The organism is Collinsella aerofaciens (assembly GCF_001405375.1).
Classification (GTDB): Bacteria; Actinomycetota; Coriobacteriia; order Coriobacteriales; family Coriobacteriaceae; genus Collinsella; species Collinsella aerofaciens_F.
In genome coordinates this window covers 57,319-71,273 of the sequence record NZ_CYYP01000014.1, presented here as the reverse complement: position 1 = coordinate 71,273, position 13,955 = coordinate 57,319, and the positions used below count along the sequence as shown (strand labels likewise).

General features: G+C 59.4%; 10 protein-coding genes, 1 tRNA gene and 1 rRNA gene. 1 reads left to right on the top strand and 11 read right to left on the bottom strand.

Going from position 1 to position 13,955, the window contains the following annotated elements:
* From ARB25_RS07890 to recJ, 10 genes are all read right to left on the bottom strand, one after another.
* Positions 1 to 279 (bottom strand): 16S ribosomal RNA (locus tag ARB25_RS07890); the annotation flags it as partial.
* Between the two features lie 537 nt (positions 280 to 816).
* On the bottom strand, positions 817 to 1,176 hold the full coding sequence (rplT, locus tag ARB25_RS07885) for a 50S ribosomal protein L20 (protein ID WP_006234421.1): 360 nt from the start codon (positions 1,174 to 1,176) through the stop codon (positions 817 to 819).
* A 46-nt stretch (positions 1,177 to 1,222) separates the two neighbouring features.
* Positions 1,223 to 1,414, bottom strand: coding sequence for a 50S ribosomal protein L35 (rpmI, locus tag ARB25_RS07880; protein WP_006234422.1), 192 nt, complete (start codon positions 1,412 to 1,414; stop codon positions 1,223 to 1,225).
* Between the two features lie 32 nt (positions 1,415 to 1,446).
* On the bottom strand, positions 1,447 to 2,016 hold the full coding sequence (gene infC, locus ARB25_RS07875; RefSeq protein WP_006234423.1) for a translation initiation factor IF-3: 570 nt from the start codon (positions 2,014 to 2,016) through the stop codon (positions 1,447 to 1,449).
* A gap of 431 nt (positions 2,017 to 2,447) precedes the next feature.
* A tRNA-Leu gene (locus tag ARB25_RS07870) sits at positions 2,448 to 2,534 on the bottom strand.
* A gap of 39 nt (positions 2,535 to 2,573) precedes the next feature.
* Positions 2,574 to 4,007 (bottom strand): transglutaminase-like domain-containing protein, encoded by a 1,434-nt coding sequence (locus tag ARB25_RS07865; RefSeq protein ID WP_055287192.1) that lies wholly within the window; start codon positions 4,005 to 4,007, stop codon positions 2,574 to 2,576.
* A 350-nt stretch (positions 4,008 to 4,357) separates the two neighbouring features.
* The gene (fba, locus tag ARB25_RS07860) at positions 4,358 to 5,224 is read right to left on the bottom strand and encodes a class II fructose-1,6-bisphosphate aldolase (RefSeq protein ID WP_006234429.1); all 867 of its coding nucleotides are present in this window, start codon (positions 5,222 to 5,224) and stop codon (positions 4,358 to 4,360) included.
* A 194-nt stretch (positions 5,225 to 5,418) separates the two neighbouring features.
* Positions 5,419 to 6,102 (bottom strand): MBL fold metallo-hydrolase, encoded by a 684-nt coding sequence (locus ARB25_RS07855; RefSeq protein ID WP_055287190.1) that lies wholly within the window; start codon positions 6,100 to 6,102, stop codon positions 5,419 to 5,421.
* Positions 6,103 to 6,190: 88 nt separating this feature from the next.
* On the bottom strand, positions 6,191 to 8,551 hold the full coding sequence (locus ARB25_RS07850; protein WP_055287188.1) for a RelA/SpoT family protein: 2,361 nt from the start codon (positions 8,549 to 8,551) through the stop codon (positions 6,191 to 6,193).
* Positions 8,552 to 8,566: 15 nt separating this feature from the next.
* The gene (recJ, locus tag ARB25_RS07845) at positions 8,567 to 11,854 is read right to left on the bottom strand and encodes a single-stranded-DNA-specific exonuclease RecJ (protein ID WP_055287186.1); all 3,288 of its coding nucleotides are present in this window, start codon (positions 11,852 to 11,854) and stop codon (positions 8,567 to 8,569) included.
* A gap of 274 nt (positions 11,855 to 12,128) precedes the next feature.
* Here recJ and ARB25_RS07840 point away from each other — a divergent pair, with 274 nt between their 5' ends.
* On the top strand, positions 12,129 to 13,127 hold the full coding sequence (locus tag ARB25_RS07840) for a bile acid:sodium symporter family protein (RefSeq protein ID WP_055287184.1): 999 nt from the start codon (positions 12,129 to 12,131) through the stop codon (positions 13,125 to 13,127).
* A 27-nt stretch (positions 13,128 to 13,154) separates the two neighbouring features.
* Here ARB25_RS07840 and ARB25_RS07835 read toward each other — a convergent pair whose 3' ends face one another.
* On the bottom strand, positions 13,155 to 13,955 hold the full coding sequence (locus tag ARB25_RS07835; RefSeq protein ID WP_055287182.1) for a DUF4931 domain-containing protein: 801 nt from the start codon (positions 13,953 to 13,955) through the stop codon (positions 13,155 to 13,157).

Genomic DNA, 13,955 nt, shown 5'->3' with positions numbered 1-13,955 from the left:
CCCGTTGTCGGCACGGTGGGCCGTCACCCCGCCGTCTACCTGATGGGCCGCGGAGCCATCCCCTCCCGTCGGGGCTTTAGCCCGGGCGCCATGCGGCGCCCGGGGGTATCCGGTATTACCCGTCCTTTCGGGCGGCTATCCCGGGGGAGGGGGCAGGTTCTCCACGTGTTACTCAGCCGTTCGCCACTCGCTTCTATCCGAAGATAGGTGCCGTTCGACTTGCATGTGTTAGGCGCGCCGCCAGCGTTCATCCTGAGCCAGGATCGAACTCTCCGTCCAAAATAAATGGGCTTCGAGCCCGTCCGGTCCTCTCAGTCACTCGCTGATCGGTTCCGTTCGATTCATATGGTTCTAGTATAGGAAAAGGAATTTCTCGGGGCCGCCTCTCGGCGGCCTTGCGAAAAACAAATCCAAGTTAGACCATTTCAAATGGTTCGATGTCTGCCCGGATGCGACACATCTGGTGTGTCCATCCTCGCAGTATCCGGTTCTCAAGGTGCACGCCCCGCGGCTGATCCGGTCCGACCGGGCCGCGCGGCAAGGAGATATATTGCCAGACCGGAGGGGCGCCGTGGGCGGGAATTCCACTCTTCACAAGTCCTACACAATACATCGCTTCCTATATAAGTAATAGAAAGGCTGGTGCAGAAATACTGCACGTATCAGATGATGACCCTTCGGTTAAGAGATATATAAAGATCGGTCACCTGTAAGTGTCTATCTACCCGCGCTTTTGCCATATAAACCAGCGCTTCAGATAAAAAGAGGGAGCGCCGCGCACAACGCGACACTCCCCTAGCGATTCAAGAGAATCTATTAGGCCTCGAGAGCCTTCTTGGCGATGGTAGCCAGCTCGTTGAAGGACTCGATGTCCTCGTAAGCCATCTGAGCCAGGACCTTGCGGTCGAGCTCGATGCCGGCAACCTTCAGGCCGTGCATGAACTGAGAGTAAGAGATGTCGTTCAGGCGAGCAGCAGCGTTGATACGAGTGATCCAAAGAGAACGGATCTCGCGCTTCTTGTTGCGGCGATCACGATACTGATACTGCAGGGAGTGCTGGACCTGCTCTTTAGCATGCTTGTAAGTACGCGAAGCGGCACCGTAGTAACCCTTCGCACGGTGCATAACGGTACGGCGCTTCTTCTTGGCGGCAACAGCGCGCTTAATACGTGCCATGTTCTATCAACTCCTAGACGGTAAAACGAAAAACGGGAACGCGAACTTAGGCGAGACGCGACTTGATGACCTTGCGGTCGGCAGCGGCGATCTCGGTCTCCTGACGGAAGCCACGCTTACGCTTGGTGGACTTCTTGCTCAGGATGTGGCTCTTGAAAGCCTTGGCGCGCATAAGCTTGCCGGTACCAGTCTTGCGGAAACGCTTCTTGGTGCCGCTGTGGGACTTCATCTTAGGCATGAAATACTCCTTAATCGGTTACAGAACACTAGTTACTTGGTATCGCTTGCCGCTTTATCCTCATCGAAGGCGCCCTTAATCGGGGCGAGCAGCATAAGCATGTTACGGCCTTCCATCTTAGGCTTGGACTCGACCGTAGCGTAAGGCTTGAGATCCTCGGCGAGGCGCTCGAGAACGTTAAGGCCCTGCTCCGGGTGAGCCATCTCACGGCCGCGGAACATGATGGTGATCTTAACGCGTGCGCCCTTCTTGAGGAAACGCAGAACGTGGCCCTTCTTGGTCTCGTAGTCGCCAACGTCGATCTTGGGTCGGAACTTCATTTCCTTGACCTCGACCTTGGACTGGTTCTTACGAGCAGCCTTGGCCTTCATGGCCTGCTGGTACTTGAACTTACCGTAGTCCATGACCTTGCAGACCGGCGGCTCCGCGTTGGGAGCGATCTCGACCAGGTCGAGACCCTGATCGTCGGCGACGCGCTGGGCATCGCGGATGGCGAACAGGCCGAGCTGAGAGCCATCGACGCCAATCAAACGGCACGAAGATGCAGTGATCTCGTCGTTGATGCGGGTGTCATCAGACTTAGCTATTTTCCCTACCTCCATTCATAAAAAAATAACCCGGCGCTTCTCAGCAACCAGGTCGTACACATAGACTTCCTCGATTTGAGGAAGGTAATCTAGGTTGTATGACCAGTCAGCTGCTCATTGGCGCCAAAAGGTGGGAACCCTCGGGTTCCTCTTTAGGGCATTGCGGGAACAACGCCTTGCGAATAATAACACGTACAGCGCGTTATCACATTACGTACACGAAAAAGGGGCCTTGACCCCCTTGAACGCTCGCTTGCATGTATGGTGCCCGAGGCGAGACTCGAAGGGCCTTCGCTTCGCGAAGCCCCGGGCTTCGGGCGCGTGGCGCCCTCGCCACGCTCCGCTACAGACAGGCCACAGGCCTGTTTGCTTAACGCTTCGCGCGCTCACGCGAGTTCGGCACGAAAAAGGGGGCCGCAACCCCCTTGAACGCTCACTTGCATGTATGGTGCCCGAGGCGAGACTCGAACTCGCACGTTGTTGCCAACGGTGGATTTTGAGTCCACTGCGTCTGCCAATTCCGCCACTCGGGCACGTAATGCGTGAGTTAGTTTATCACAGCTTTCTGTTGATTAGTCCGAAAATGGAACTTCGAGCATTTCGATAAGCTCAACCTTGCGTAACATCTCCCGCTTACGACATCCACGTCCGTCAACCGAGGCCTCGCCCATCTGGTTGTCATAGGGATCCTCGCGCATACCATCGAAAGCAGGCACAAATTCAGCCTGGAATCGATTGTTGGCCACCATACGCCACGGGTCGAGATTGCCAAAGTAGTGACGACGACGCCACTCCTCCCCCATCCTGCGTGCCGAGGAACCAAACGATACGTCGGCGTTAAGCCAACCGGTCTGTGGCGTATAGAACTCAGCCCAATCGTGCGGCCCCACCGAATCGGGCGCAACATACAGGCCGCTCTGCCAACGAGCAGGCACCCCCGCGATGCGGCACATGGTGATAAACGTGAGCGCCATAACGCCGCAATCGCCGCGGAGCGAATGCGCACAGTCGTCGGCAATAGATCCCAAAAGCAGGTACGGTGGCTGATAGCGATAGTCGATATGCTGTGTCAGGTAATCATAGATAGCACGAGCGCGATCGAGCGGATCCTCGAGTCCGCCAGCAACACCGGCCGTCAGCTGCTGCAGATACGGCGTGAATGCAATGTGCGGACGGTCCTCGGAAATATCCTCGGACAGCGGCGCGTCCATACACGGATGCGCCGGAAGCGCACCCCCATAGATATCGCGATAAGCGGCATCGATGTGATAACGATAGGTCACCGAGAATGAGCGCTCACTCGAAGAAGACCACGAGGCGGTACGCGCCGAAGCGTTCGCGGGAGCAACAGTACCCTCCGGCGTCATGTCGAGAATCTCGACCCGAGACTGCTGACGGCAGGCAGCCGCGACGGGAAGCCAAGCGCAAACGGTCTCCCCCTCTAGAGCGCCGGGGACAGACAAGGACGCCTGAAGCGTAATAACGCGAGTCAATCCGTTTTGCGACTCCATCTCCTTGAGCATCTCGTTGCGCAGTGCTATTCCGTCCGTAGAATCGGGACGCATGCCGGGGACCTCTTTGGGATATACGCGAAGCGAATCGAGGAAGTTGTCGAGAACGAACAGCTCGCCATCGATAAAGCGCCAGTCAATACGCTTACGGTCAATCAAATCGTCAAACTGCTCCTCGGTAAACTCAGGCCACTCCTCGCGAATCATCGCAATAGCCCGAGCGCGCGACACCGAAAAATGAAGCGGCGTCTCAAGCATGCGATACCGCTCGGCACGAACGCAGGCTGCCAGGGAAGGCTCAGGATTCTGCTCCAAAAGGCGATCGCAGGCGGCAACAGCCTGCGTCAAATACCCGGCATCCTTAAGACGAAGAATCTCAGGCGGTAGTCCAATATCGAGATGGCGAAAGTCATCGCAGCAAACATCAACAGAGCAACCAACAGGACCCTCGTCAATAACCTTCCCATCCGAAGGCAGCGCATTAATAACAGCCATACCAAACTCCAAGTCATTAGAACTCTTGAAGTCCATTGTAGCGAGATAAAAAAGAAAGCCCCAACAAGGGAGCCATCAACACCGCCGAGCGGTAGTCAAAAAATGAATTCAGCCCAGTAACCCTGTAGCGAGTTAACAAAGGAGGCCCCGTTCACCCGGAGCTGATTCCGTCGCGCGACTTCTGGCGAAGCCAGTAGCCACCTTAATTCAGACTCGTAACCCTGCGGCGTTAAACGAAGGAAGCCCCGTCTCCCGGAACTGTTTCCTTGGCGCGACTTCTGGCGAAGCCAGGTGAGCGCAAAGGAAACAGTGTAGGGAGACGGGGCTTCCGGTGGGAAGTTTAGCGACGCTTACGCCTTGTTGACGGAGCCAAACTCCTCCATGAGCTCCTTGGTGCGGGCAACGATGTTGTCGCGACCAGGCTTGAGGAGCTTGCGGGGGTCAAAGCCCTTGCCCTGCTGATCCTTGCCAGCCTCGATATACTCGCGAACGCCCTTGGCGAAGACGAGCTGCAGATCGGTGTTAACGTTGATCTTGGAGATACCCAGGGAGATGGCCTTCTTGATCTGATCCTCGGGGATGCCGGTACCACCGTGCAGAACGAGGGGCAGGTCGCCGGTCTGAGCCTTGATCTCGCCCAGACGCTCGAAGGAAAGCCCAGCCCAGTCGGCGGGATACACGCCGTGGATGTTGCCGATACCGCAGGCGAGGAAGTCGACGCCCAGGTCAGCAATCTGCTTGCACTCAGCGGGGTCAGCGAGCTCGCCGTTGGAGGTCACGCCGTCCTCGGTGCCGCCGATGCCGCCGACCTCGGCCTCGATGGACATGCCCTTGGAGTGGGCAAGCTCAACGAGTTCCTTGGTGCGGTCGAGGTTAAGCTGGAAGGTCTCCTCGTGAGAGCCGTCATACATGATGGACGTGAAGCCGGCCTCGATGCACTTGAAGCAGTCCTCGTAAGAACCGTGATCGAGGTGAAGGGCGACGGGGACGGTAACGCCCGTGGCCTCGACGGCAGCCTTGACCATGTCGGCGCAGACCTTGAAACCGCCCATCCACTTAGCGGCACCAGCGGTGCACTGAAGGATCAGCGGAGACTTGGCCTCCTCGGCGGCCTGGAGAATAGCCAGGGTCCACTCGAGGTTGTTGGTGTTGAAGGCACCGAGAGCGTACTTGCCGGCCTCGGCCTTCTTGAGCATGTCTGCTGCGTTGACGAGCATAAAAGAAACCTCCTGTAAGGTTGCTCCGATAACGCCTGAGATTTTACCACGACATACCCGAGCATAAACGTTCGTTTGTTCACGAATACCATCCGATTGGACAAATTTTGACCGTTTGCCCCACAGAATCGACCCACTGGGGAAAATAGCTTGACGATTGAGCGGTCTTCGTGATTCGAAAGACGGCTTCGAGCCTACATCTGCATAAACGGATTCTGCATAAGTTCGCGCGCCATCGTGGTCGAATCGCCATGGCCCGTCAAGCAAACGGTATCGGGCGGAAGCATCTTGGCAAGTTTGGAGAGCGAGCGCATGATCGCCGCCTCGTCACCGCCGGAAAGATCGGTACGACCGTGGCTGCCCGGGAAAAGCGTGTCGCCCACAAAGGCGATGTTCCCCTGCTCGGTCGCGGCGAGCAGGACGATGCCGCCCGGCGTATGCCCCGGCGTCTCGATCACCTGCAGGCAGACGTCGCCCACCTCGATTGTATCGCCCTCGGCAAGCAAACGCGTCGGCTCACCCGGATCGGGTGTCTCGATACCCCACATGGCGCGCTGCTCCTCGATATTTGCGCGAGGTACCGTCACGTCCTTAGCGCACAACTCATATAGCGCGCTGTCGCCAACGACAGCTCGAACCCCGGCAACCCCGCCAACATGGTCGGCATGACCGTGCGTGCAGACAGAGCCGAGTACGCGCACCTCGGGATGCGCGGTGCGGATATGCTCCACAAGACGCTCGCCCTCCCACGCCGGATCGACGATTAAGCACTCGTCATTCGAAATCACGGCGTAGCTGTTAGTCTGAATCGGGCCGTTGACGAGCGCCTCAATCGAAGCCGCGCCTCGGGGTGTCAGGTCCAAAGTCATATCGTCCATGCGCATACCCTCCTTCTAAAATACGTTCGAGGCACCAAACGATGCCTCGAACGTAACCAATATCTATGATGCTGAGAGGCTCTCGCACCTACACACGGCGCTTGAGTTGCGCTCCGCCCTCGCCGGGCATAAGACGGCGAGCGTCGTAGACCGAATCGACACTGCTGATGGAAGCCAGCAGCGGATCCAGGCCGCTCGCATCCGAAATTTCGACCATAAAGCGCAGGGTCGCAATACCCTCGCGGTTGGTCGACGTGGCGGCAGAAAGGATATTGCCGCCTGCATCGCCAATGGCAATGGTGACGTCCTTGAGCAGACCCATGCGGTCCAGGCACTCGACCACGATCTCGACCTGGAAGAGGGTGTCGGCAGCGCCGTCCCACTCCACATCGATCATGCGCTCGGGATGTTCCATAAGACCCTTGACGTTAGGGCAGTTGGCGCGATGCACCGAAACGCCACGACCGCGCGTGATGAAGCCGACGATGTCGTCACCCGTCACGGGGTTGCAGCAATGAGCCAGACGGACCAGCAGGCCGCTGTTGCTCTCGCCCTTGACGATAATGCCGTTACTGGCGCTCTTGCCGCGCTTTTGCGGCTTGCGGTTGGAGCCGCGAGCGGGCTGCTTCACGACCTCGGCGATAGCCTCGGCCTTGGTGAGCTGTTCCTCGGGCTTGGGGTCCAAGATTTGCTCGACCTTATTGCCCACAGCGCGCGGGGCAACCTTGCCGGCGCCGACGGCGGCAAACAGGTCCTCGAGCTGCTTAAAGTTAAACTGCTCCGCCACGGCGTTGAGTGCACGCGTCGAACGCGGCGTAGAAATGCCATAGCCACGCTTACGCAGGTCCTTGGCCAGCATATCGCGACCGGCGGCAGCGTCGTCGTCCTTGGTCGCAGCGGCAAAATAGCGGCGGATCTTTGACTTGGCGGAAGGTGTCTTAACGATCTTGAGCCAATCGCGCGACGGCTTGGAACTCTTGTTCGTCAGGATCTCGACACGGTCGCCCGTCTTGATCTCGTGCGTGAGCGGAGCCACCGCACCGTTGATTTTGGCGCCGACGCAATGGTTTCCCACCTCGGTGTGAACGGCATAGGCAAAGTCGAGCGGCGTGGATCCGGCACGAAGCGCCATGACCTCGCCCTTGGGCGTAAAGACGAAGATCTCCTGATCGAAGAGGTCAACCTTCAGCGAATGCAGGTATTCTTTGGCGTCGGTAATCTCATCAGACGCAGCCCAATCGAGTGAGTGCTTAAGCCAGTTAATCTGGTCGTCCAGACGCTGGGCATCATTGGTCTTAGACGCAGACGATCCGCCCGACTTCTTATATAGCCAGTGGGCGGCAATGCCGTACTCGGCCTGCTCATGCATCTCGTAGGTTCGAATCTGAATCTCGAGTGGGCGGGCCGTGGGGCCGATAACCGTCGTATGGAGCGACTGGTAGTTATTGACCTTGGGCATGGCGATATAGTCTTTAAAGCGACCGGGCATGGGGTGCCACAGCGTATGCACCGCGCCGAGCGTGGAGTAGCAATCGCGCACCGAATGCGTGATGACGCGCAGTGCCACCAGGTCGTAGATCTCGGAGAATTCCTTGCCCTTGCGCTTCATCTTTTGGTAGATGGACCAATAGTGCTTGGAACGGCCGTTGATCTGGAAGCCTTCCAGGCCAATGCGGTTGAGCTCGTCGGTGAGTGTCTTGATGGTCTCAGCCAGATAGCGCTCACGGACCTCGCGCGACTCCGCCACCATGCGCGCGATGCGCTGGTAGGCATCGGGCTCCAGGTAGAAGAAGGACAGGTCCTCGAGCTCCCACTTAATAGAGCTCATGCCCAGGCGGTCGGCCAAGGGCGCGTACACGTCCATGGTCTCGCGAGCCTTAAACAGGCGACGATCCTCGCGCAGGGCTGCCAGCGTTCGCATGTTGTGCAGACGGTCGGCAAGTTTAACGATGATGACGCGAATGTCCTTGGACATGGCGAGGAACATCTTGCGCAGCGTGAGCGCCTGCTTCTCGTCCATGCTGTCGACTTCGATATTGGTGAGCTTGGTCACGCCATCGACGAGCTCGGCCACCGTATCGCCGAACAGGCCGGAAACATCGGCGAGCGAGGTCTCGGTATCCTCGACGGTATCGTGCAGCAGCGCGGCGCACACCACATCGCAGTCCATCTTGAGATCGGCCAAAATGATGGCAACCTCGACGGGATGGTTAATGTACATCTCGCCCGAGCGGCGCTTTTGGTTGCAGTGCTTCTCGGCGGCAAAGCAGTAGGCCTGCTCAACCTTAGAAAAGTCGTCCTCATTCATATATTTGAGGCACAGGCGCTCCAGCTTGTCGTAGCTGTCCGCCACAATCTCGGGCGGCAGCTCATCGGCATGCTTATAGTGCTCCATCTCCGAAAAAGGCTGGAGGGTGGAATCATGGGCGGTACGGGCTGCGGCATCCATCGAGGTCCCCTTCCCCTAGGCCCGCGGTACGATCGGGCGGTTAACTTTGGCTAGCATATCAGAAGCGCACGAATCGAGCGCCCAACTCCGGAAAGCCGAGAACTCCATGCGCGAGCGCAAGCCCTCCAAATAGCGAATTGACCTGCTCAATTGCACGCGGCCGGGGTTTTCGGCCATCGCGATGCGACGGGTGTCGTCAAACCCCGAAATGCGACAAAAACCAAGCTCTTCGAAGATTCCCAAGCCGCTTTCCACCGAGCGCTCGTCGACCGGCGTGCGAGCATCGATGGCAAGGCACATCTGCGCGATGTCGATATCGCTCGCGCTAAAGGAATCGTCCCCGGTCTTGCCGCGGTTGGAGCGCCACATGGTCTGCAGCGCGCGATAGAGCGTGACGAGCTCGTCGCGCTCGGGCGCATAGCAGTCGAGCAGGCGCTCGTTAATACGGGCGTCACGCGACGAATAGAGTAGATGGATCACGGCGGGTTGGCCATCGCGACCGGCGCGGCCGCTCATCTGGTTAAACTCAATGCCGCCAAACGGCATGTGATAGAGCACGACATGGCGAATATCGGGAAGGTTGACGCCCTCGCCAAAGGCGGATGTCGAGACGATGCAGCTGAGGCTGCCGTCTCGAAACGCCTCCTCTACGCGATGGCGGTCGGTGCGCGTAAGGCCAGCGTTATAGAACGCGATACGGGTCGCACAGTCGGGGACGCGTTTGCGTAGTGTCTTGGCGAGCGCCACGGACTGGTCGCGCGAATTGACGTAAATGACGGTCTTCTCCCCCGTCGCCACGATCGACACCAAACGGTTCTCGCGGCTCGCAAGATCTCGGTCGTCCTCGAGCTGCAGGTTCTCGCGCACCGTCTCGTCGACCACCGTGTGAGTGATCGGAAGCGTGCGGGCAAGCTCGGCCACGACCGGAGCCGTCGCGGTGGCCGTCGCGGCCATAACGACCGGGTCGCCCAGGGCTTTGAGGATATCGGGCATGTCGAGATAGGCGCTGCGGTCGCCGCCCTTGGCAAGGCCAGCGTGGTGCGCCTCATCGATAACGACAAAACCGATGCGCCCCGAACGCGCAAAGCGGTCGCGGTGAATGGACAGGAACTCGGGCGTCGTGAGCACGATGCCGGTGCGGCCCGAAGCTAGGCCGGCGAACACGTCATCGCGTGCGGCCTCCACGGTCTCGCCGGTCAGCACGCCAACGCCAATGCCAAGCGATGCCATCGTCGACGAGAGGTGATAGGCCTGGTCGGCAACAAGCGCACGCAGCGGATAGACAAAGATGCTCGCACGTCCGCGAAGCACCGCCTCACGCGCGGCATGCACATGGAAGATGAGCGACTTGCCGCGGCCCGTTCCCATAACCGCCAAGACACTCTGGTGATCGGCCAAGGCGTCGAGCGCCTCAACCTGCGCGCGGTGCGGCTGGTTCGAGCCTATAAAGCTATGGATAAGCGAGCGCGTGAGCTCGGTATAGGAAAGCTGGGCGAGCGTCTCGCGCTTGCGCGACTCCAAGCGCAGGCCGGAATCCGCCGGCTGCACGCCACGACGAAGCTCGCATGCCGGATCGTCGACGCTGGGCAGCGTGGTATCGCGGACCAGAACATCCTTGACCATGAGCTTGGGCTTCACACGACCCTGCCAATGCTCGGCAACGGCCTCGAACACCAAGTCGACAGCGCTATCGCAGTTGATGAGCTTATCGATTTGCGGCACGCGGAACATAATGGCCGGCACACTCGCGGCGCCATCGGTCGCCACAAAGCGCATGTGCTCGCCGGTCTTACCCACCACGGCGCGATCACACATCGTCACGCCCTCGGCAGCCAGCAGCGGCACCTTATTACCCTGGCCAAACGGCTCAAGGCGGGAAATCTGCTCGATGGTCTCGATATTCAATTCGGAAAGGTCGACCGTGGCGGCAACCTCGTCGGTGTCCTCAAAGTCCTCGGCGGGAAGCTCGGACAACACGGCCGAAAGGCAACGGCGGAACTCGTCGAGCTTGGATGCCTCGATAGTCACACCCACCGCACCGGCATGTCCGCCGCGACGAATCATCAGGTCGGAACAGCGCTCGATGGCGTCAAACAGGTTAACTTTGCCCACCGAGCGACCAGAGCCGCGCGCGATACCGTCCTCGATCGAGAACAGCAGCGCCGGCACGTGGTAGCGGTTGGTCAGACGGCTTGCCACGATGCCCTTGACGCCCTCGTGCCAGCCTTCGCCGCCCACGACGAGCGCGCGTCCGCCGTCATAGGTCTCCTCGACCTTTGCCATGGCATCGCGCGTGAGCTCCGCCTCGATCTCACGGCGCTGGCGGTTGATTTCCTCGAGTTCAGCCGCCAGTGCGCTTGCTTCGATGGGATCGCGGGCAAGCAGCAGGTCGAGCGCCAGCTTGGGATCGGCCATGCGACCGGCAGCGTTTAAGCGGGGAATGAGCGAGAATGACAGGCCATCCGCCGTAATGCTCGAAAGGTCCGCCTTGGCGAGCGCGGCAAGCGCGATATAGCCGGGGCGAGCGGTTACGCGCATCTGCTGGATGCCCTCGGCAACCAGCGCGCGGTTCTCGGGCGTGAGCGGCATCATGTCGGACACGGTGCCCAGCGCCGCGACCTCGATTAGCGAACGCCAATACGACGGCTTGCCCAGGCGCTCACCCAGGACTTGCACCAGCTTGAGCGCCACACCAGCACCGGCAAGCTCACGCGAGGGGCCCTCGTCCTCGAGCTTGGGGTCAGTCAGGGGCACACCCTGCGGCACCTGGTCGGAGGGCTCGTGATGGTCCGTGACCACCAAATCGATCCCCAGGCTCTCCAGATAGGAAACCTCTTCCTTGGCAGCAATACCGTTATCGACGGTCACAATCAGGTTGGGTTGGGCGAGCTCGTTGACGCGGTCGAGCGCCGCACGCGACAGGCCGTACCCCTCGTCAAAGCGGTGCGGGATAAACGGTGTGACATTGGCGCCAAACATCCGCAGCGCCTCGGTCAACAGACAAGTCGACGTTATGCCGTCGACGTCAAAATCGCCAAAGACGGCGATGCGCTCGTGACTGCGAACAGCGCGCTCAACGCGGTCGGCGACGACCGCCATGCCCGGAATAACGAGCGGGTCCGCCCAGTCGCGATCGAGCGAAGGCGTCAAAAACAGTTGGCCTTCCTCGATGGATGTAATGCCGTGCGCAACCATAATGCGCGCCACCAGCCCGGGTATGCCCAGGCCAGCCGAAAGCTCCTTTTCGAGCTCGGGGTTTTGCCGAGCGACCGCCCAGCGATGCGTCGTCTTAAGCGATGACATAGGCGCCCACCCCCGATAGGGGCAGGTCGCCGCGATACCTCTCACGGTTCATAGCGATGAGTCCTCTGCGTATGCCCGCTTCGGCAGGCAGATCTGTTGAACGGATTTATTATACCGTGCGGCACGGACGCAAAACGCCGCGGTGCGCCGCGGTTTCGGCAAACGATGGCGGTAATGGCCTCGAAATAATCGAGCGTTTCAGCCGCACGGACGCATACGAGCGTCTAGCATATCCATACAAACGAGTTCGCGGATAAAGGGAGTCACGGGACATATGAAGCAATGGGCTGGACTGGGAAAGTTCCTCGCGGGGCATATGCAGATCATCGTTCCGATTTGCGTGGCGCTCGGAGTGCTCTTTCCCCAGCAGATCGGCGTGCTCAAGCCCATTGTTCCCGCCCTCTTCGCCTTTATGACGTTTCAGGGCGCGCTCAGCAACACTTTTCACCAGGTAGCCGAGGTGTTCCACCGTCCGCTGCACCTGATTCTGGCGCTGCTGGTCTCGGCAGTGCTTATTCCCATCGCGGCGTATGCCATAGGGTCACTCTTCTTTGGCTCCAACCCCAACCTTGTCTGCGGCATCGTGCTCGAGTACAGCGTGCCCGTGGCCGTCACCGCTTTTATGTGGATCAGCATGTTCGGCGGCAACGGCCCGCTCGCGCTCACCATCATCCTGACGTCCTCGGTTATCTCCCCTGTGACGATTCCGCTTACGCTTAAGCTCTTGCTGGGTGCCACCGTTTCGATCGATGTGCCGAGCATGATGCAAGACATGGCCTTTATGATCGCCATCCCCGCCGTGCTCGGCATCGTGATCAACGAGCTCACGCGTGGATGGGGACACGAGAAGCTCTCCCCCGCGCTCTCGCCCGCTTGCAAATTCATGATGATGGGCGTTATCGCCTCCAACTCCACCGCCATGAGCGAGTACGTGCTGCACATGAACGCGGTGCGCCTGGAAGTCGCCCTCTTTATTTTGACCTTCGCCATCAACGGCTTTGTCATCGGTTTTCTGGTCGCCCGTGCGCTGCATCTGCCATATAGCGAGACGGCTACCATGTGCTTTACCTGCGGCATGCGTAACATCTCTTCGGGCGCCGTCATCGCCACGCAATACTTTCCGGGCGAAGTCGTATTCCCCGTCATGTGCGGCACGCTGTTTCAGCAGGTACTCGCCTCGCTTATCGGGCATCTCTTTGAGCGTCTAACCGGCGAGGAGCGCGCCGCCCAGCGCAAGCGGGTCGAGGCCGGCCGCGACGCCATGGCACGCTAGACTGTCCGCAGTGTGCGGGCGCTCACTTTACGATGTGAGCGCCTCCAGATGTGCACGGAGTCGCTCCACATCGACATCGAGCGTGGTCTCAGCATTGACCTGGGCCAAACGATAGCCGACAAAGTAGGGCGAAGCCACCCAACGCGGCAGCGCCTTGGCAATGGTCCGACCGCCCAGGTGATAGAAGAACAGGTTATACGACTCTGCGCGACCACCGTGGTGCTCGTTCAGGATATAGCGCAGAGCTACCTGGATCGCATCGGCGAAGAGATCCGCCTCGGCTTGGTCTCTCGTGTCATCGCTGGCAGCGATTCCCTGCGGGGCTGAAACGTTGATCTCAAAGAACCCCATGATCGGTTCGGTTGAGATGTTGACCGCGATTCTCCCCTGTTGCCAGAGATTGATGCCTTCGAAATTGGCAGAAGTCAGCGAAGTGTAGCCGTCTTCCTGCTCCAAACCCACAATCTGCATGTGCGGATGAACGAGGCTACCGCCCGAGAGCGGACCCTTGTTCTTGTACATGAGCACGCTTCGATACTGCTGTGAATCAATCATCTGCTGCCAGCAACCCAGGGCAAACCGCATCACATGGTGGAGTTCATCCGGCTCATAGGTCACCAGGTCGGCATCGTGATCGGCCGACTCGATCAGCACGGTTTGACGGGTGGCGCGCAGGGTCTTGAACTTATTCTCGAGCCAGATGCAGTCACCATCGCGCTGGATGATGTTGGCAAGCCCCTCCGTGTCGCAAAAGGGGCACGCGGTGCCAGGGCGACGATTATCGTCAGGCTTACCGCTCGCCTGCTGAACGTCAAATACCAGCGCCAC